Source organism: Mycobacterium sp. 23 (assembly GCF_048287075.1).
GTDB lineage: Bacteria > Actinomycetota > Actinomycetes > Mycobacteriales > Mycobacteriaceae > Mycobacterium > Mycobacterium gordonae_B.
In genome coordinates this window covers 1,344,638-1,363,433 of sequence record NZ_JBLVUX010000005.1, presented here as the reverse complement: position 1 = coordinate 1,363,433, position 18,796 = coordinate 1,344,638, and the positions used below count along the sequence as shown (strand labels likewise).

General features: G+C 62.7%; 15 protein-coding genes and 4 tRNA genes. 13 read left to right on the top strand and 6 right to left on the bottom strand.

All coding sequences use genetic code 11. From position 1 onward, the window contains the following. Nucleotides 1–56: 56 nt before the first annotated feature. The 7 genes from ACNQS7_RS07305 to ACNQS7_RS07275 all read left to right on the top strand — a co-directional run bounded on the left by ACNQS7_RS07305 (nt 57) and on the right by ACNQS7_RS07275 (nt 11,082). Nucleotides 57–2,210 (top strand): hypothetical protein, encoded by a 2,154-nt coding sequence (locus tag ACNQS7_RS07305; RefSeq protein ID WP_418012041.1) that lies wholly within the window; start codon nt 57–59, stop codon nt 2,208–2,210. After that, a complete protein-coding gene (locus tag ACNQS7_RS07300) occupies nt 2,114–2,464 on the top strand; it encodes a hypothetical protein (RefSeq protein WP_418015923.1) in 351 nt (116 codons plus the stop codon). The genes ACNQS7_RS07305 and ACNQS7_RS07300 overlap by 97 nt, the downstream gene beginning before the upstream one ends. After that, nucleotides 2,355–3,350: a hypothetical protein gene (locus ACNQS7_RS07295; protein WP_418012040.1), complete on the top strand. Its 996-nt coding sequence runs from the start codon at nt 2,355–2,357 to the stop codon at nt 3,348–3,350. The genes ACNQS7_RS07300 and ACNQS7_RS07295 overlap by 110 nt, the downstream gene beginning before the upstream one ends. A gap of 567 nt (nt 3,351–3,917) precedes the next feature. Beyond that, nucleotides 3,918–5,150 (top strand): DUF6361 family protein, encoded by a 1,233-nt coding sequence (locus tag ACNQS7_RS07290; RefSeq protein ID WP_418012039.1) that lies wholly within the window; start codon nt 3,918–3,920, stop codon nt 5,148–5,150. Continuing rightward, complete coding sequence (locus tag ACNQS7_RS07285; RefSeq protein WP_418012038.1) at nt 5,125–7,014, top strand: phospholipase D family protein; 1,890 nt, start codon at nt 5,125–5,127, stop codon at nt 7,012–7,014. Before ACNQS7_RS07290 ends, ACNQS7_RS07285 begins: the two co-directional genes overlap by 26 nt. Next, nucleotides 7,011–10,136, top strand: coding sequence for a helicase-related protein (locus ACNQS7_RS07280; protein WP_418012037.1), 3,126 nt, complete (start codon nt 7,011–7,013; stop codon nt 10,134–10,136). Before ACNQS7_RS07285 ends, ACNQS7_RS07280 begins: the two co-directional genes overlap by 4 nt. Nucleotides 10,137–10,455: 319 nt before the next feature. Next, nucleotides 10,456–11,082 carry a hypothetical protein gene (locus ACNQS7_RS07275; protein ID WP_418012036.1) on the top strand — a complete coding sequence of 209 codons (627 nt, stop codon included), beginning with the start codon at nt 10,456–10,458 and terminating at the stop codon, nt 11,080–11,082. Nucleotides 11,083–11,384: 302 nt separating this feature from the next. Here the strand turns inward: ACNQS7_RS07275 and ACNQS7_RS07270 are convergent, their stop codons facing one another. From ACNQS7_RS07270 to ACNQS7_RS07255, 4 genes are all read right to left on the bottom strand, one after another. Further along, nucleotides 11,385–12,761 carry a hypothetical protein gene (locus ACNQS7_RS07270; RefSeq protein ID WP_418012035.1) on the bottom strand — a complete coding sequence of 459 codons (1,377 nt, stop codon included), beginning with the start codon at nt 12,759–12,761 and terminating at the stop codon, nt 11,385–11,387. Between the two features lie 548 nt (nt 12,762–13,309). After that, nucleotides 13,310–13,384 (bottom strand) — tRNA-Val (locus tag ACNQS7_RS07265). A 17-nt stretch (nt 13,385–13,401) separates the two neighbouring features. Then, a tRNA-Cys gene (locus ACNQS7_RS07260) sits at nt 13,402–13,472 on the bottom strand. Nucleotides 13,473–13,500: 28 nt separating this feature from the next. Then, a tRNA-Gly gene (locus ACNQS7_RS07255) sits at nt 13,501–13,573 on the bottom strand. Nucleotides 13,574–13,752: 179 nt separating this feature from the next. Here ACNQS7_RS07255 and ACNQS7_RS07250 point away from each other — a divergent pair. The 5 genes from ACNQS7_RS07250 to ACNQS7_RS07230 all read left to right on the top strand — a co-directional run bounded on the left by ACNQS7_RS07250 (nt 13,753) and on the right by ACNQS7_RS07230 (nt 15,964). Further along, a tRNA-Val gene (locus tag ACNQS7_RS07250) sits at nt 13,753–13,824 on the top strand. 179 nt (nt 13,825–14,003) lie between these two features. Beyond that, a complete protein-coding gene (locus ACNQS7_RS07245; RefSeq protein WP_418015922.1) occupies nt 14,004–14,813 on the top strand; it encodes a polysaccharide deacetylase family protein in 810 nt (269 codons plus the stop codon). 80 nt (nt 14,814–14,893) lie between these two features. After that, the gene (locus ACNQS7_RS07240; protein ID WP_055581985.1) at nt 14,894–15,262 is read left to right on the top strand and encodes an STAS/SEC14 domain-containing protein; all 369 of its coding nucleotides are present in this window, start codon (nt 14,894–14,896) and stop codon (nt 15,260–15,262) included. A gap of 78 nt (nt 15,263–15,340) precedes the next feature. Further along, on the top strand, nt 15,341–15,634 hold the full coding sequence (locus tag ACNQS7_RS07235) for a putative quinol monooxygenase (RefSeq protein ID WP_055581986.1): 294 nt from the start codon (nt 15,341–15,343) through the stop codon (nt 15,632–15,634). Between the two features lie 39 nt (nt 15,635–15,673). Continuing rightward, nucleotides 15,674–15,964, top strand: a complete 291-nt coding sequence (locus ACNQS7_RS07230; protein WP_418012034.1) for a hypothetical protein — start codon at nt 15,674–15,676, stop codon at nt 15,962–15,964. Nucleotides 15,965–15,968: 4 nt separating this feature from the next. Here the strand turns inward: ACNQS7_RS07230 and ACNQS7_RS07225 are convergent, their stop codons facing one another. Next, nucleotides 15,969–16,646, bottom strand: coding sequence for a GAP family protein (locus ACNQS7_RS07225; RefSeq protein WP_418012033.1), 678 nt, complete (start codon nt 16,644–16,646; stop codon nt 15,969–15,971). A gap of 464 nt (nt 16,647–17,110) precedes the next feature. Here ACNQS7_RS07225 and ACNQS7_RS07220 point away from each other — a divergent pair, with 464 nt between their 5' ends. Further along, nucleotides 17,111–17,986: a hypothetical protein gene (locus ACNQS7_RS07220; protein ID WP_418012032.1), complete on the top strand. Its 876-nt coding sequence runs from the start codon at nt 17,111–17,113 to the stop codon at nt 17,984–17,986. 6 nt (nt 17,987–17,992) lie between these two features. Here the strand turns inward: ACNQS7_RS07220 and ACNQS7_RS07215 are convergent, their stop codons facing one another. After that, nucleotides 17,993–18,796 (bottom strand): MBL fold metallo-hydrolase, encoded by an 804-nt coding sequence (locus ACNQS7_RS07215; protein WP_418015921.1) that lies wholly within the window; start codon nt 18,794–18,796, stop codon nt 17,993–17,995.

Sequence of the window (18,796 nt, the reverse complement as noted above, 5' to 3'; positions counted from 1 at the left end):
GAGGGAACGCTCGCAGCAATCGCGTACCGCCACCTGCAAGACGAGCCCCGATTCGATTGGATTCGGGACTTCGACATCGACCCGGATGGGCGCGGCGTGACTGTGTCGAACGCCGAGATCCGTCTTGGCGGCAGATCCTGGTCGATCAGGACGTCATCACCCATGAGGTGGAAGCGGCGGATCGTCTACCCGACTTGGTCCTCGTGCCGACGTCGGACTCGTTCACGACGATGGTGCTACAGGAACGTCAGGCGAACGCGGCCAAGGAGCAATATGGCGCGCTGCTCACCCATGAGTCATTTGATTTTGTCCGGTCCCTCGATCCTGCATTGCGAGACCAGCTGCGGGAACGAGTGTCCGATCTCGCGGAGCGAGCCACTGCACTCGAGCAGCGCCATGAGACGTGGATGAACGAAGCCCTGCGCGACGTCCGAAGTGGAAGGCAGCAGACCTGGATCACGCGGTCGCAACAGGTGAGTACCTTGGCGGCCAACGCAGCCGCCATCATCGATCGCCTTGGACCGACGACCACGGTCACGGTCTCTGGCGACATCAGCGTGCACCAGCATGTAGCGAAAAGCCTTCTTGCTCACGTCGAGGCAGGCGGGAAGATCAAGGTTCAGGCAGACGGAACGCCGAAGCTGGGTGCATTCACTTCGAAGACTGTCAAGCAAGCCGACGGCTTCTTCAAGGATGTGAAGGTAAACGGTGTGCCTGCCGCCACCGTGGAACAACTTGCCGCTGTAATCAATTGGGTCGAGGCGAGTCGCACCATCTCCGCGATGGACCAAGCATGGCCGGTATCGGTGGAGATTCCCGCTGAGGACACGTTCGGAGAACAGGTTCAGTGGCATCGCACCGAGATCGATCAACTGAATAAGGTGCTGGCACTGGGCCGGCAACTCGACATCGAGCGAGCGTGGTTCCAACAGCACTCGTTACCCGTTCCGAATTGGAACGACCTCGACGAGATTCGTCGCTATGCCACCCTGGTCGAAGCGGCGAAGGCTACTGACGAAGCCGCCGCGGCATCACATCCAATCGACCAACTGGTCCGCCAGATCAGTGAAGGCCGACCGCGGCCCAACCTCGTCCCCATCACCGCTGAAATCGTACGCGCCATCGGCGAGCGAGACCTCGAAGGATACAACGTAGCCCGGGCTCGGCTTGAGCATTTGCATCAAGTGGCGGAATCGGTTTCAGAGCGGAACCGCATTCACACGGCATTCACGGAATCTGCTCCACGACTGGCAGCCGCGATCGTAGCCGACCCGGGGGCATCGGAGTGGGACGAACATCTCGCCCTTTACGAAGAAGCGTGGCGTTGGGAGATGACGGGGCGCTGGGTACTTGCGCAGGATGACGAGGACGTCAACGCCTTGAAGGTCAAGCTCACCGACACTGATCGCCAGATCCGGAACGAGGTGGAGCGCCTTGCTGCCGAACGGGCGTGGGCGCACGCTGTCGCACCAGGCCGGCTGACCGGCAGTGCGCGCGCAAATCTCACTCAGTACGCCCAACTCGTTGCATCACTCGGCAAGGGGACCGGCAAGTACGCAGCGAAGAAGCGCGCGGAGATCGCCGAGGCGATGGATCGTTGCCGCTCTTCTGTTCCCGTGTGGATCATGCCCATCTACCGCATCGCAGAGCAGGTTCGAGTCCAGCCCAATCTCTACGACGTCGTCATCGTCGATGAGGCGTCACAGGCCGGTCTGGAAGCCTCGTTCCTTCAGTATCTGGCGCCGAAGATCGTCGTGATCGGAGATGACAAGCAGGTGTCGCCATCGGCAGTGGGCGTCGACCAGCAGCAGCTTCGCGATCTCGCCAACCAGTACCTCGCGACCGACCCATACCGGGCATCGTGGCTGGACCCGAAGCGGAGCTATTTCGACGAGGCCTCAATGAGATTCGGCGGCAGGATCACGCTCGTCGAACACCGGCGGTGCGTCCCCGAGATCATCGGGTTCTCCAACCGAGTTGCCTATGAACCCGAAGGCATTCGTCTGGTTCCCGTTCGTCAGTCGGGGCTGAACGATTGGATCCCATTCGAGTCGTCCATCTCGCGGACGGGTACGAAGCCGATAACAAGACGAACCCTGTCGAGGCCGACGCCATCGTCGATCAGATCAGGAAATGCTTGGCAGAGCCGCAATACGACGGCAAGACATTTGGTGTTATTTCGCTGCTGGGGAAGGAACAGGCACGGCTAGTCGAGCACAAGCTCCTCGATGCTGTATCACCGGAAGAGTGGACAGCCCGCGAGCTACGCTGTGGTGATGCCTCGGACTTCCAAGGCTCCGAACGCGACATCATGTTTCTCTCGATGGTCAAGGCCCCCTCCGAGACGCGGGAGGATGTTGGCGCTCACTGCTACCCAATACGTCCAACGCTTCAACGTCGCAGCGTCGCGTGCCAAGGACCAGATGTGGGTGTACCACTCGATGGCCCGGGAAACCCTGACTAATACCGAAGACATGCGGTACCAGCTTCTCGATTACTGCTATGGCGTGGCCAATAGGGCGCGGAGCGATCGCGATGGTGTCGTGGCAGCTGCGGTGCCTGAGAACGTGCCCGTCGCTCCTTTCGAGTCGCTCTTCGAACAGCGGGTGTACAACCGCATCGTTGACCGTGGTTACACGGTCGAACCTCAGTACCATTCGCTTGGCTACAACATCGACCTCGTCATCATCGGCGCCAAGGGGAAACTGGCCGTCGAATGCGACGGTGACTTCTGGCACGGACCCGACGCATATGAGTCCGACCTCGCGCGGCAGCGTGAACTGGAACGATGCGGTTGGGAGTTCTTCCGCATTCGAGAGTCAGTCTTCTATGCGGATATGGGGGCGTCGCTTCGGAAGCTGTGGGACACGCTTGACGAACTCGATATCCGAACTGCAGACTGGATCGATCCCAGTTTCGACGATGACGTATCGGACGAACTCGCCGACGCGATCGACGACCTTCCGATCGACGAAGCCCTCGCTGACGTTCCCGATGTGGACGGCGTCCTCGGTGAGCTGAATTCGCTAATAGACCAGGACGTGTTGAGTGCAGCAACAGATTCGGCGGATATAGATAACGCTAGTTCCACTGAGTCCGACCCGGAGTCTCGCCCGTCGACTGGCGGGCGACATCGCGCCGGCGAGTCAGTTGTCGAGCTCGAAATGTCTGAGGTTGGGGTGGAAGGCAATGAGGCGAGGACTGGTCTACATAGTCCGGCCGAATCACTAGCTTCAATTGCCGAGAGCCAGTTCGACGTTGGCGATCCCGTAAGTTGCGATCACGATGCCCGTCTCCACGGAGCAACCCTCCGTCCCTACGTGGCGTTTGGCGAGAAGCTCCCCCGGTGAACCAGTCCTCCCTGAGCGACATGGAGGAGCACATCGTCCGAATCGTGGCCGCAGAGGGACCAGTGTTGGGACACCGAATTCACAACGCCTATCGAGATGCTTACGGCGGTCAACGAGTTGGTAGGGAGATCGCTCGGCTCCTCAACCGCGCCATCTCAATTGCGGAGCATCACGGCCACATCGTGTCGGACAACCCATTGCACGACGCGGGCCTGAAGCCGCGGACGTTCCGCCTACCTAGCCAGCCCGGAGTCGTTCCCCGTGAGTTGGGTCCGAGGAGCCTCGATTTGATACCCCCGGCTGAACTGGTGCATCACCTAACGGATCTCTCGCTGGACCCCGATCTGCAGTCAGAGGAGGAGCTATTCCGAGCGGTATTGGACCGGCTGGGCCTCGTCCGTCTCACCGAGAATGCCCGGTCCGTGCTGGCGGCTGCGGCCGCGTTAGTTTCCGATGCGAATCGGGAGTCGTCCACAGCTACGCCAACATGAGCCGCCTGCGACACTCGATGGCTTGGTGGGACAGGGCCAAAAGGCAAGCCCTAGCGTCGGCTCGCAGGGGACGCGTATGACCGCTCTGATCGCGTGGCTCGACGCATCGAGTGAAGATCAGCGGCGCATGCGGGAGATCGTCAACCTATTCAGCGAGCGTGAGAGCCGTGACGAACTGGGCATCGGACAGGTTCGCGACGCGCTGAGCGACGCGCTGTGGCCCGGTACCTCAACCCTGTTCACTCGAGCTCGGTACTTCCTGTTCATCCCGTGGTGCTTCCGCGCCGCGGCAGAAGCACGGAACGACATCGACAAGGCTGCCGCGCTCGCAGACAGGAACGAACGCCATTTGATCGCTGCGCTGAAGGCAGCCAACGAGACGGAAGGCGTCATTGGCGGCAACGTCGGAATGGCGGTGAAGAACCTGCCGTCCGCACTGTATTGGGGCGGGATGCGCACGCATGGCATCCTCAACGACCCCACAATGAGCAGGGATGACGCGATCGCTGCCGAGGTGGACCGCGCCCATTCTCGTCGCCCGGTAGTGGTTGAGTACCAGGATGACGTGGCGGCCTGGCACGGCGGTGGGTTTCATCCCACGTTGCCCCCGGTCCCCGATGGATTCCCGACCGAGGTACCAACAGGGTTCGCGATGTCCCTCAGCGAAGCCGCTTGGCTTCGCGACCGAATGCTCGCGAGCTCTCCTGACACCCTGCTCGACTTCGCGCTCCAGCATCGCCCGGACGTTAACAGTGATGTCCCATGGGAGGACTCAGTACTCAAATCGGCCGAAGGGGAACGGGCCAGCGTGCTCGACGATGCGCGACGGTTCTCCATCCTCATGAACAGTGCCGCCCTGATGTACAACTTATTACTGGCGGAAGCCTACGAGCGCGAAGGCTTCGACCGTGTGGAGTCTCCGGTCGACGACTACCGCAGCCGGCTCGATCGCTGGGCCGCGCAGCCCAATCTGGAGCGTGACATCTCCACGTGGGATCGTGGTGCCTTCTGGTGTCGCGTGCTCGAGCGAAACCCCAACGTCAACCTTCGGTCACGTCGCTTCATCGACGATTGGCTGGATCTACTCAACACCGCGAGCCTCTCTGACCTGGCTCACAACGAATCGGTAAGAACGTTCATCATTCGACGCGAGCGCGAGCACAAGCGAACGCAAGCCAGACTGACGAACAAGCGGCTTCTACAGGCGTGGCTCGGTGCATCGGGCAGTCGTGCACTCGTATACCGCTGGACTCAGATGCGCCAGGTGCTCCACGACATCCACGATGGACTGGAGCGTGCGGATGCTTGAGCCGGACGGTCGAGCCGCACTGACCGAGCAACTTCGGCCCCCGAGCGGATTCCAACTCGCGCATGCGGTGGCAACGACCTTCACGCTCGACTTGACCACGGCGCTATCGGTGCCGCTCGCTTTCGCCGCACACCGCGTGCGGGAGAGCCGGGATCCGATCGCGATCCTGGATGCCGTCCGACGGGCAGCCGACAAGATTGACGTCTTCGCTCAGGCCGGACAAGTCTTCGAGCCGCGCGTCTCCTCCGACTTGTTCGCCTTGCTCGAGCCAATGATCCATCCTGCTATCGCACCCCGTCGGGGCATGCTATTCCACCCGAAGGTCTGGGTGCTGGAGTATGCCGACGGCGATGCGCGAAGCTACCGGATGCTTTGCGCCAGCCGCAATTTGACCAATGGCCGCAGCTGGGACCTCGTTGTGCGGCTCGACGGCATCGCAACCGACGACGCTACGGAACAGAGCGCGCCGCTGGCCGAGTTCGTCCGGGCGCTGCCCGCGATGGCCGTGGTGCCGCTGCCGGGTCTCCGTGAGGCGCGAATCCGGGAGCTTGCGGACACCGTAGCCAGGATCGAGTGGGAATGTCCGAGTGACGTGCGAACAGTACGATTCCATCCATATGGAATTCGCGGCGTAACGCCGGAACCGCTACACGCGCTCTTCGACGGCGTGCGTCATGGGATCATCTCGCCCTTCCTGAGTGACGAGGGAATCCGCCGGATCATTCCGTCACGGTCGCAATCGATCGTCGTACTCGCGCGTCGGGAGCAACTCGAACGACTCGATAGCCGAACACTCGAGCGCATCGACGCGCTGATTCTCGACGATGCAGCCAATGACTGCGATGCTGCGCCAGAAGGGGATCCACAGGACAAGGAATCGGGGGATACGGCGGCCGCGTCTCCACAGGCGGACCCCATGGCGGGGTTGCATGCAAAAGCGTATGTCCTTGACCGGCGTAGCGGATCGCACCTATTCGTCGGATCGGCGAACGCGACCGAAGCGGCGTTTGCAGGCAACGTCGAGATGCTGGTGGAGTTTGAAGGCCCGCAGCCGAAGCTGGGCGTCGTTGCACTACTCGGGGAGGAATCACGTTTGCGTGCGATGACAATCCCGTTCGAACCGCAAGGTGACGCCGAGATTCCGCCGGATGAGGTGGCTGATCACGCGCTCGAGCAGGCATTACGGTCGCTCGCCGCGCGCCGATATTTTGCCCGCGTCGTTGCGGGGGAGGAGTATCCCAATACCCCCGACGGCGACGCTGATGAGCGTCAAACCGCCTACCACATCGTGCTTTCCGCAGACGGGTCCACCAACATTCCGCCAGAGTTAAACGCGCGGGTGACACTGCTGACGCGTCCCGCCAAGGCCAGCGCAGTGCCGGGTGAGCCCGTGGTCTTCGAGCGATTGGCACTCACTGATATCACGCCGTTCATCGTCTTAAGGATCGCAGACGGACGGGGCGTCACTCGGTCGACGGTCGTCACAGCGGCTCTGGAAGGCGACATTCCGGGCCGGCAAGACGCTGTGATCGCCCGACAGCTCGCCGACCGCTCTGCATTCATGCGACTGCTTGCTCTGCTCCTCGCGTTCGATGACGGAGACGGTGTGTTCCATTTCGACCCGTCCGGCGCGTTGCCTGCTGGCTGGGCCGAAGACGGTAGCGGCCTCTTCGAAACTCTCGTAAGAGCTATCGGCGTCGAACACGGTGGTCTCGCCGATGTGCGACGCATCATCGAACACGTGAGGGCTTCAGACGGCCGCCGCCCCGAGGGTGCGCCGTCGGTACTACCCGACGGGTTCAATGAGTTGTGGGAATCAGTCTGGGCCGCATACTCCACCAGGTTAAAAGCAGGTGTTCGATGAATGTGCCCGACGTCGACCGCATCCTCGCGGGGCTCAAGGGATTCCAGCGCGATGCCGTCGAGCACATCGTTGACCGGCTTTACCGAGCACCAAATTCGAGCGGTCGATTCCTGGTAGCCGACGAAACAGGCCTGGGGAAAAGCGTCGTCGCGCGCGGCGTCATCGCATCTACCATCGCTCAACTGCAGAACGCGGCGCACATCGACCGAATCGACGTGGTCTACATCTGCTCAAGCACCGACCTTGCCAAGCAGAACCTCCGCCGCCTCAACGTGACAGGTGACCCGCTGATCGGCATCACAAGCAGGCTCACAATGCTTGCACTCGAGACCACGCGGCTTGCGTCCGATTCGACACTGTCAGGCAAGAAGGTCAACCTCGTATCCTTCACCCCCGGAACCTCGTTCGAGATGGGATGGCAGACAGGTTCGGCGCCGGAGCGACAGCTGCTGCACATCATGCTGAATGGTGCGACAGGCTCGGATCCCGAGTTGGAGCGGGCGTCGGCATTGTTCTTTCAGGGTGGAGTCGCCTCGGTGGATCGCTTCGAGGCCGGCATCGCGGGGATGAGGGCGAAGCTGGGGGCCACTGGGCTAGACGAAGTCATCCAGCGCGAATTCACCGAACTCATCCAAAATTGCGGCTTGCGTGAGCATTTCTACCTCACCCGCGAGCGGCTGCGTGGGCTTTCTGCTCTGCCGCCTGACCTGCGGCGTGAGGTGAACCACCTCATATCAGGCCTACGTGGAGCACTTGCGCAGGCGAGCGTCGAGTCGCTCGAGCCTGACCTGGTGATCCTCGACGAGTTCCAAAGGTTCAGGCATCTGATCGATCCGAACAGCGGCAGCGCCGCGAGCGAACTAGCCCACCATCTCTTCAATTATCGCGATGCGAAGGTGCTGTTGCTGTCGGCGACGCCGTACAAGCCCTACACCACGGTGGCTGGCGACAGCGATGACGACCACTACCGGGATTTCATGACGACTCTTGAGTTCCTAGCCGACGGCGATAGCACTGCGTTGAATCGAATCCGCGCGGGGTTCCGCAACTACCGCCAGGCGATCATCGAAGGTTCCGACGCGGTAACCGAAGCTCTCGAACTTCGTGACGCGTTGCTACCGTTCATGAGTCGATCCGAGCGGCCGCCCCTCGAAGAGGGCCGGGACTTGCACGTCCGCCGCATCGTCAGCAGTGTTCCAACGCCCGACGATTTGCGCGAGTATGCGTCGCTTCAGAGCTTTGCGCGGGAGATCGACTCGCCCGTGAGCCTGGACTACTGGAAGTCCATTCCGTACTTCGCCAGCTTCATGGAGGGCTACCGGCCAGGCGAGCGTGCCCGAATACAATTCGAGACCGGTGCGGCGACTCCAGAGTTGACCTCAACGATCGGTCGACTTCGATCCATCGATCCGCAGGCTGTCAGGAACTATCAGGAACTCGATTACGCCAACGCGCGGCTGCGTGAATTCGCGGCCGAGACGGTCGAGAATGACTGGTGGAAACTCCTGTGGGTACCGCCGTCGATGCCCTACTTGAACCCGGCCGGTGTGTTCTCGCAGTTCTCGGACGGTTCGATGACGAAGCGGCTCATCTTCTCAGCCTGGTCGAGCGTTCCTACCTCCGTGGCGAGCCTGCTGAGCTACGAGGCAGAGCGTCGGATGGTCGCAGGGTCGGGCCTGACGGAAAACACTGCCGATGCTCGGAGAGCCATATCATCACGGTTCGACTACGTGCTCCGAGATGGCAAGGCGGCAGCCATGTCCACTCTTGCGTTGTTCTGGCCACATCCGACGTTGGCCGAAGTTGGTGACCCGCTCACTTTTTTGCATGACGGTCCGCAGTTGTTGGAGGCCGACGTTGTGAGGATGCGGGTCGATGACCGCATCCGGTCCGCCGTCGTGCCGCCGGATGATGATCGATCGGACGCCGCTTGGGTTGCGTACTTCGCCTGGCCGGGCAGCTGGCCAATAGGCCCTCAGCGGCGTTCTGATGCCGCCGCGTACTGGCTTGCGGGGCACGGAGGTGCGACCAAGGATTCGGAAATCGCCGACTCCGGCGGGGCGTTGCGGGAGCACGCCAAAGCGGCACTCGAGCAGCCACCGTCACCGCACTGGCATGAAGACCTAGCGCTACTAGCGCTTCACAGTCCGGGGAACATCGCTTATCGAGCGCTTCTCCGAATCTGCGATGAGATCGACGATGACCTTCGAATAGACCTGTGGCGCAGCGCAGCCCGGCTAGCCAACGGCATTCGAACGCTCTTCAACCGCATGGACGTCATGTTCCTCCTCGATCAGATCTACGGAAAGGAGCAGCCCTACTGGCGGTCAGTGCTGCAGTACTGCGCGGATGGCAATTTGCAGTCAGTACTTGACGAATACTGCTTCCAACTCAAGCTCGAGTTTGCTGGGTCCGGTATCGACGCTGCTGCACTTGCTCAGATCGCAGATCGCGCCATCGAGGCCCTGACGCTGCGCACTTCGCGGTACACCGCGCGGGCCACGGAAGAGCAATTTGCGAGGATCCCGATCACGGTCCGTTTTGCGCTGAGATATGGCGGTGCTGTCGGAGACGCCGAGAGTGTGCGGGCACCGGAAGTCCGCAGTGCCTTTAACAGCCCGTTCTGGCCCTTTGTCCTTGCGTCGACGAGTGTTGGGCAGGAGGGCATCGACTTCCATTGGTGGAGCCACTCCGTCGTGCATTGGAACCTCCCGTCGAATCCTGTCGACTTCGAACAGCGCGAGGGCCGCGTCAATCGCTTCGGCGGTCATGCGGTTCGCAAGAACGTCGCGTCAGCGCATGGTCGGACTGCACTTGCGGCGACACGACCTGGGAAACACCCGTGGCAGAACGCCTTTGATGCTGCCGTTGACCATCCAGAGCTCGGTGAGTTCTCACCGTGGTGGATCTATCCGGGCGACGCTCGAGTCGAGCGGCTCATCGTCCACTTTCCCCTCAGCCGTGAAGACGCCCAGTACGAGCGGCTCAGGGATTCACTCACGCTCTATCGGATGATGCTCGGTCAACCACGACAGGAGGACATGATGGAGCTCCTCCGGCAGCGCGGGATCATTGAAAGTCACGTGGCCCAGCTTGACCTAAGGCCTCCATCGCGCAGTTGAAGGCAACGAATTTTGCGATGGACAACGCACTCACGGTGCGAGCCTCCGGTGCTGAGCCGGACTTGCGACGACGTCTAAGTGCGGTCTATGGCGTGGGGCGAGCGTCTTGATAACGCCACTGGCCGTCGGTCAGGATGCCTACGCTCGCAGAAGCGTGTGACACTGGAAGGGGGTCCTGGTGTGGGTTGAATCTGAAGACGGGATCGGCGACCTGCTTCGCTGCGAGGTTTCGCCAGTAGCGGGAGGTAGCGCCTTTGAGCCCGGAGCGATAAACATCGGCTGGTGGGCGAGACGGGGGATCCGGGTAGGCCCAGACGCGATGGGGCGTGAAGACCTGTTCGCGAGGGCAGCTAAGGCGCGTGAATCCGGTAAGGACGAACACTTCATCGACCTCTTCTGGCACATCCTCGCATGGGGAGTGGTAGGTAATTTTCGCAATGCGTCCCAGATCGTGCAAAAAGCGATTGACGAGGGCCCGGCGCATCTCCTGGCGGCGCTGCGGCCGGCGGCTGAATCAAGTTACCTCGGTGACATTGAGGGCGGGTATCGGGCGTTCATCGACAACCCAATCAGCCGGTTCAACTACGCATTCTTCAGCAAATTTCTCTACTTCACGGGCAGTCGCTTGTCACGGGATGCCCGCTGCCTCATTTTTGACGACCGCGTCGCGTCCGCCCTCCTCGCGATCACCGGTGAGTCCTATGTTCCAGGCGGGCGACGACCGTGGAATGCGTACGCAAAGTACTGCCGTGATGTACATGGATGGTCGAATCGGTACGGAGTCGAGGCCGACGAAATTGAATGGCGCCTGTACAAACTGGGACAGCTGATCGGCTTTCGAGCTAACTGGCTCGCCGCCGAGGTTTCGTTGTACCGCGAAGGCCTTACGCCAGTGACATTCGATTCGATCGTTGAGCGGGTGGCTCATCGCCGGAGTGCACCTTGAGCGAGTACTGTGACCCGAGCAAATTTCGCTAGATCGGTTGGGAGAGAACGGCATACGTAGCCAACGTCTCTTGAGGCAGAGGTCGGCGAAGACAACCCGCGGTGCGCCGGCGATCATCACTATGTGGAGCCCGGGGCGTCTACCGCGGAGTCCACATTGAGTTAACGCAAGCCATTTACATGATTTTCCCCACAGTTCAAACATGTTGTGCAATAGTGGGATTGAGCAGATATCAACGACTTCCAATGAATGAGGCTGGGTCCGCTACAAACGCGGGATGATCCAACCAACCCACTCCGCGTCTACCGCCGATACGGCCCGTGCGTGCTCCAGCCATTCATGTGGGGCCCAAGTTCATCATGGCTGGCGGAAGTGACACGGAGGAGGCGGAGCGGCCCGCTTAGCGGATCGACGTGGTCGGCATGCTGTCGAATCCACGCCGCCCATTCGGTGGCTTCCGTTCGTGCTGGATCGTCGACTTCTTCCGTTCGCGACTCGATGTCGTCGGCATACATTCGCATTGCCGCCGCAGCTTGGCGACGGTCAAGCTGCTCACCCAGTTGAGCAGCGTTGCGGTCGTACGCGACTTTGACGAAGGCCTCCTTCTTGGCTTCCTCCCAGCGGACCTCGCGGATCGCGTGGCGGCGCTGCTCCTCCTTGCGAGACCACTCCGATTCCGCCTCGGCAATTTCGAGTGCGCGGATCAACGTCGGCAACTGGTCCTCTATCGGCGAACCAGGCTCGTCGCGTATCGACAGGAGCGTCTGGTCGTCCCACTTTTTCGACAATCTCACTTCCAGCTTGGCTGACGGCTCGAAGTGCCTGTTAGCGATGGTCCGAGTTGTACTTGTGTAATAGTCCGTCTCCGTGACGAAGGCTGTCACGCGTCTTCCACGCTCGTCTAGCTCCCGGATCGAGACGACTAACTCTTGCGACGGAAGCCGGACGATCAGATCGGGATCGGGCAGGTTTCGTCCGTATCCTTCGTTGCGTGGTCGGCCGGTTACCTTCCACCCAACTGTTATCGAGGCCGTAACCAGCGCCTGCAAAAACCGGGCGGCGCGCCCGACCTCGGCCTTTGAGACAAGCGCCTTCTTGTCTCGAAATGCCGCAACCGCCGGGTGCGGGTTGCGGAGCTGTCCGGGGACAGCGAAAGTGCGCAATGAAGTTAGGACCGCGAAGTCCGGCTCCAGGTAGATCGTGACACCGAAGACAGGGTCCATGCGCGTCGGCTCGTGTGCCAGGCGTTGGCCAACAGGGAGCGCACCTGACAACCGGAGGTTGTTACACAGCTTCGCGACCTCATCAGCAGTAACCCCCGTCCCGACGTCGAGCCGTCCGCCTGCCGCAATTACCCTGCCCAGCAGCTCAACCGCCCGCTCGCGAAGTTGCGCCTGCTCGCGTTCCTTCTGCGCCTTGGTTTCCGCTTCACGACGAGCCCGGTCCCGCTCAACCTCGACCCGCCGCGCCTCGGCCTCGAGCATCCGGGTGCCCTCCGGGGTGATGCTCGCATTCCACGTCGCGCTCTTGCCCGTCACGCGCACCAGGCCGCGATTATGCAGACTCCGCGCCGACACACGATATGAAGTGCCCTCGTACACACCGTTCTTACATCCGCCCGATACCCACCGCAAGAGGTCGAACTGGGCCACAGTCAGGCGAGGCGCGGCATTGGCCACAGCTACTTCCTTTCAAGTTCGGGGTTTGAAGGTGGTGAAGTCGAGATAGCTCCCACCTGCTACGCACGCGCTACGCAAGGTACCGGCGGAGCGAGTGGAGTCCGGCCCCCGGCCGGAAGCCCCGCTTTCGCAGCCGCGGGACGCCAGCCGTGGCCGAAGGTCTGCCGGGTGATCGGCTTGTCCAACAGCGTTAATACCAGCCCACCGGACTCGGCGGGCCGAACGCCGGCCCGCCGCCGTGACCAGCTGGCGGTCGACGTTCACGGTGCGATCGAGGACCAAGGCCGCGAAGTGAAGCGTTGTCGCATCGTCCCCATCGGCTCGCCTGCCCACTCCGACATAACGCACAACGTACGTCTATGAGGCGAAAGGCTCGGTTGACCGGAGACGCAACTTGTCAGCCGGCTTCCTCGCGAGCGGCAGCGGTCGCGGCGCCCGTCGAGCGCGTGTGCATGGGGACAGAACCTTCTCTCGGATGAAGTTTGCGCCGAGCAGTTCACATTGAGTTCACGCGGGCCGATTTTGCGGATGAAACCGCACGTCAAACGTGGTGCGCGATACTGGGATTGAACCAGTGACCTCTTCCGTGTCAGGGAAGCGCTCTCCCGCTGAGCTAATCGCGCTGGGGGATCGAAATCGGAGGTGGAGACGGGAATCGAACCCGTGTGCACGGCTTTGCAGGCCGTTGCCTCACCACTCGGCCACTCCACCGCTGGGATTGATGCCATTTGCACCTTCGAGCGGATGACGGGATTCGAACCCGCGACCCTCACCTTGGCAAGGTGATGCGCTACCAACTGCGCTACATCCGCGCGCAACGGGCGAGATCGTCGCCCGGTGCGAAGCACGACGATAGTCCAGTGAGCGTGCCCACACAAATTCCTTGCTCAGAGCGTGTCGAAGAGGGCCCGGGACCGGCCCTCGAACACCTGGGCCACCCGCCCCATGTGGCGGTCATGCTAGTGTTCGACGTCGTTCGCCTCTCGGCGCCGGTCCCGTGGCTCAGTGGAAGAGCGTCCGCTTCACACGCGGAAGGTCGCTGGTTCGATCCCAGCCGGGACCACACCTCCAAACTTCCCTCTGAGGCCCGGTCGCAAGCTGACCAACCCCGGGTCACGAATTCATACCTGACCGCGACACTCGGCAGTTGCACCCGAAATCGAGCCTGCTCACCGCATAACCTGTCAGGCGCTTGGGCGGATTGTGGGCACCGCGGGGCCGAGGAGTGCGGACGTGAGCGAACTGGACCGGCGGAGGTTTCTGGTCGCCGTGGCCGCATCCGTCGCGGCGGCAACGATGCCGATGGCGCACGCCGACGTGCTCGGCTCGGCGCCCAATCCAGGTGCCCCGCTGCCGCCCGACCTGTTGCCGCCGCCCGACCCCGGTTCGCGGCTACCACTGCCGCGAGGCACGGTCCTGAAGCAACTTCCCGGAAACGGTGACCTGTTGGCATGGACCGTCGATGACGGCGCCGACACCGCGGTCGTGCGGGCCTACACACAGTTCGCCAAGGACACCGGCGTGCGGCTCACCTACTTCGTCACCGCCGGCTATCGCTCCTGGACCGACAACGCGGCGCAACTCAGACCGCTCGTCGAATCCGGGCAGATTCAGTTGGCCAATCACACCTGGACCCATCCGGATCTCACGAGGCTCGCGCCGAGCCAGATCGCGGGCGAACTGAAAGGCACTGACGCCTTCCTGCGCAACACCTATGGCGTGGACGCCGCTCCGTACTTCCGTCCGCCATACGGCCACCACAACGCCGCCGTCGATGCGGTCGCCGCCGATCTGGGCTATCAGAATCCCACCCTGTGGAGCGGCGACCTCCGAGACTCCGCCCTGCTTCCCGAGGACGTCATCGTCCGGCTCGCCTACCAGTACTTCGCGCCGCAGACCATTGTGATCGGCCACCTCAACCACGCTCCCATCACGCACGTCTACGGACAGCTGGTCGACATCATCCGGGCGCGCCGGCTGCGCACTGTAACCCTCAACGACGTCTTTCTGCGCTCCGAGATGCCGCGTAGCACAACACGATTGAGCGGTTAATACGCACACCGTTGCGCACCTGATTCGGCACGGGTTGACTGGACGCAGGGGTATCACCCCGACACAGAAAGACGAATCCGATGATTGAAATGTTGCCGGATATGCCGGAGGGAGTCACCGGTATCCGCGTGTCGGGCCGACTGCGCGGCGACGAGCTTCGCGAGATCAAGCCCAGCCTGCAGGAGCGGCTGGACACCGGCGAGGTGAGGATCGTCGAGGTCATCCCGTCGGACTACGAGGGCTTCGGGCCTGGCGGATTGATCGAGGACCTCAAGCTCGGCTTCGGCACCGTCTTGCCGCACCACTCAGCGTTCAAACGGATCGCGATCGTCACCGATCTGGATTGGGTCGCGCACGTGCTGCACGCGCTGGCGTGGATCGTTCCGGGCGAGCTTGCCGTGTTCGGTCTCGACGCGCTGGAGCAGGCCAAGGAGTGGGCGGCCGGCTGAAGGGCCGAAAGTGCAGACCTGCAAGAATTCAGGCTCGGTGAAGTCGGCGACTGGTCAGGGGCGCGAAAAGGAGACGGCATGGCGGTCATAGTGATTCTCGAGCTCCAGTTCAAGCCCGAGTCGGTGGCTGCCGGCCGGGAACTGATGAGCCGGACGCTGGAGGTCACCCGCGCGTTCGACGGAAACCTCCAAACCGACGTGTGGGTCGACGAGGACGACGAAGCGCACTGGTTGATCTACGAGGTCTGGGACTCCGTCGAGCACGACGAGGCGTACCGCCGCTTCCGCGCCGGTGAGGGCAAGGTGACCGAGCTTCCGCCGCTGTTGGCGGCGCCGCCGAACAAGAAGAGATACACGACCGCTGACGTCTAGCGCAGGCGAGGCGACGCGGTTTGGCATACCGTCGACCGCATGAGCTTCAACGAAGGCATCGGCACGCTCAAACTCGAATGCCCGCAGGCTCACCCGGTGGGCAGGATCATGCGCGAAACCGCACATCAGTCGACGCAGTACGACCCTGGGGCCGTCGTCGGGCCGCGCCGGTTCTGGCCGGCGGAAAGCGAGCAGACGCGCTTCACGGCGCACTGCCGATTCTGTGACAAGACGGTCGGCGAGAACACCGCGACGTTGCGGGAGAAGTTCGCCGAACTGCTCGCGAACACCGGCGAGACCTATCGCACCACGACGCTGCCGTATCTCTGAGGTCTCAGCGCTTCAACGCGTCGATTCCGTTGTAGAGCACCATCGCACCGATCACCACCAGGATCACCGCCATCAGGGCGGCGTTGTTCTTTTCCATCCAGTCTTTGAGCCGTGCCATCGTGTCGTCCAAACGGGTACCCGCGGCCGCATACGCCAGGATCGGAATGGCGACCGATGACGCGGCGATCACGACGAAAAACGTTGCGGCCAGCCAGACATCGATGTGGTCGAGCCCGCTGGCGCCGATCGCCAATCCTGCTGGGATGCAGATGAACAGCACGTCAGGACGTGCGACCACTAAAGCCACACCTGTCAACGCCGCGCGGGTGGGGGTGATCGTCGCGAACGACCGCATCCAGGCCGGCGATTCGGTGTGGCCCTGCCGGGTCAGCCAGCGGTAGATGCCGAACAGGATGAGCGCCGAGCCCAGGACGATGCGCAGCCAGGAAGCCCAGCTCGGTGGCGACTTGTGCAGCCCGCCGAGCAGCCCCGAGGCCCCGACGCACACAGCGGTCAGTGCTGCCAGTCCCAGCGCCCATCCGGCAAGGAAAGCCAGCCCGCTCGGCCGCGGTTTCGGCGCCTGCAGCACCAGGACCGCCGGGATGATGGTGATCGGCGAGACCGCGACGACCAGTCCGAGTGGAATCAGCCCGGTGAGGACCGAGCCCCAGCTTCCTGCCATGGGTAGCCAATGTAGTGCACGGCAGGGCATCGCACAGGTTAAAGCCGACGCACCGGACACCGGGAGCGGGGGAGCGCCGAGGACCTCCAAGTGGAGCCTGGGCTCCTATTCGGTTCCCCAAGTGCCGCAATGGATTTGCGGCGCATACCGCACACCGCGCTCCTATCGAAAACAAATAATCGCCATCCGCCGGGGTAATGGCGAACCGGATTGGCGCGACGTCGGGTTGCGCTTCCATGGTCTCACCTGAAAAAGCAAGCGGCACAACGGATCCTAGCCGACTCGAGATCCGGTCCAGCGTTCCGGAATTCCCCTCTTATTAAGCGGCCGTCCAATAGTCGGTGGCGTTGATTGCCAGTGCTGATATAGCCGACTGTTTATTGATTTCGTAAGGTTCATGAGGAAACGTCTACGAAAGCGCACGCCACCACGTCCATAGCACGTCTATCGAGCACGGAGATTTCATGACGCTGACCCGCAGACACCCGCTGGGCGTCCTCGTCGCGATAGTGGCGAGCCTCGCCGCGGTCGCTTCTTTCGGGGCCCCGACGGCGCAAGCCTTCTACGTCAAGTACCACGAGACCATCACCCGCAACGCCCTGCCCGCAGACCAGGTCAGCCAGCTGGCCATCAACCAGATCCTGGTCGGCCCGCCGCCCGGCGGTGGCGCCATGGGCAGCGATGTTTTCGCCACCGACGAGTTCCGGCACTTGGACAACTCGATCAACCCGATGGACATCTGCAACCGAGCCCGCCAGGCGTGGGACGTCTTCTCCCCGGTTGTGCTCAGCGGCTCCGTCCTCAACGGCAACGTGGAGGTCGACGGACCCGGCGCCCGCGCCGCGTTCGGGGCGCTGCTGCACACCCAGCAGGACTTCTACGCCCACTCCAACTGGGTCGAGGAGAACGTCGCCATCGGCCAGCTGGACCGGCTTGCGCCGCCGATCTTCCCGACCTGCAACCCGGCCGACTTCCCGGCCGATCTGCACACGGGCTACTACAACATCGACTTCTCCCAGCAGTTCCCCCTGGAGGGCTGCCCGGCCGGCGGTCCGCCGCCCGGGTTCCAGGAGTGCCACACGGCCCTGAACAAGGACGGCCCGCACACTCCGCGTGGCGCACAGGTCATCCCCGGCACGAACATGACGATGTATGAACTGGCAGCGAAACTGGCCACCGAGGCCAGCACCAACCTGTACACCACGGTGCGTGACTGGGTCGCCAATGAGAACGGCCAGAACGCCGCGGTGCAGCTGTTCCAGCAGGGTGGTCCGATGCCGTCGCTGAACAGCCTTCCGCACATCCCCAACATCCCGAACATCCCCTACACCGGCAGCTAGGGCTGATCAGCGGGTGCTCGGATCGCTCCAGTCGATCCACTCGCCGTGGGCGGCCACCCCGAGCACACCGCTGATTCCGGCCTGGTCGAAGGCCGCGACGAAGTCGTCGGTGCCCTCGGTGAAGTGAGCCCAGCCGTCCACGTGGGCAGGTATCACCAGCGCGGCGCCCAGGATTTCGGCGGCGGCCGCCGCGCGGGCCGACGTGAGCGTCAGCGGGCGGCCGTGCTCCTTGCTGGGCACGCTGGCCGCACCGGCGAACAGCACCGCGATGTCGACGCGGCCGATCCGCTCGGACACCTGCCTGACCACGTCGATCGAGGCGTTGTCGCCGCTGAGATAGACAGTGGGTAGGCCGCGGCCGGACAGCACGAACCCGGTCACCTCGCAGTTGACGTGACCGCTGGCGTCCCGTTCCCCGTCAGCGGGGCCGTGGATCGCTGGAACCGCTTGCACCACAAGGCGATCCGATCCGCCGGGCAACTCGAAGGACTGCCAGGGAGCCAACCCGAGAGACGGTGGCCCCAACCTGCCGGCGCCCCCGGGGTGGGTGAGAACCAGGGGAGCGGTCAAGGCGAAGCGGCGTCCCGCGTCGTCCAGGTTGTCGGGATGCTCGTCATGGCTGATCAGCACCACGTCGACCGGGCCCAGCGCTTCGGCGCTGACGGCGGGTCCGACGGTCTTGGTCAGGTAGGCGTGTGGTCCGGCAGGGTCGAAGGTCGGGTCCATCACGATCCGGTGACCGCCGATGTCGACCACCGTCGTCGGACCGCCCAGAACACTGATCGCACAGTCGCGCCGCTGAGGGGTCAC

Bases quoted from the DNA above. Each gene is read 5' to 3' on its own strand.
- ACNQS7_RS07295 (WP_418012040.1), top strand. From the start codon at position 2,355: ATGTTGGCGCTCACTGCTACCCAATACGTCCAACGCTTCAACGTCGCA.
- ACNQS7_RS07290 (WP_418012039.1), top strand. From the start codon at position 3,918: ATGACCGCTCTGATCGCGTGGCTCGACGCATCGAGTGAAGATCAGCGG.
- ACNQS7_RS07285 (WP_418012038.1), top strand. From the start codon at position 5,125: ATGGACTGGAGCGTGCGGATGCTTGAGCCGGACGGTCGAGCCGCACTG.
- ACNQS7_RS07280 (WP_418012037.1), top strand. From the start codon at position 7,011: ATGAATGTGCCCGACGTCGACCGCATCCTCGCGGGGCTCAAGGGATTC.
- ACNQS7_RS07275 (WP_418012036.1), top strand. From the start codon at position 10,456: ATGGGGCGTGAAGACCTGTTCGCGAGGGCAGCTAAGGCGCGTGAATCC.
- ACNQS7_RS07240 (WP_055581985.1), top strand. From the start codon at position 14,894: ATGATTGAAATGTTGCCGGATATGCCGGAGGGAGTCACCGGTATCCGC.
- ACNQS7_RS07235 (WP_055581986.1), top strand. From the start codon at position 15,341: ATGGCGGTCATAGTGATTCTCGAGCTCCAGTTCAAGCCCGAGTCGGTG.
- ACNQS7_RS07230 (WP_418012034.1), top strand. From the start codon at position 15,674: ATGAGCTTCAACGAAGGCATCGGCACGCTCAAACTCGAATGCCCGCAG.
- ACNQS7_RS07225 (WP_418012033.1), bottom strand. From the start codon at position 16,646: ATGGCAGGAAGCTGGGGCTCGGTCCTCACCGGGCTGATTCCACTCGGA.
- ACNQS7_RS07220 (WP_418012032.1), top strand. From the start codon at position 17,111: ATGACGCTGACCCGCAGACACCCGCTGGGCGTCCTCGTCGCGATAGTG.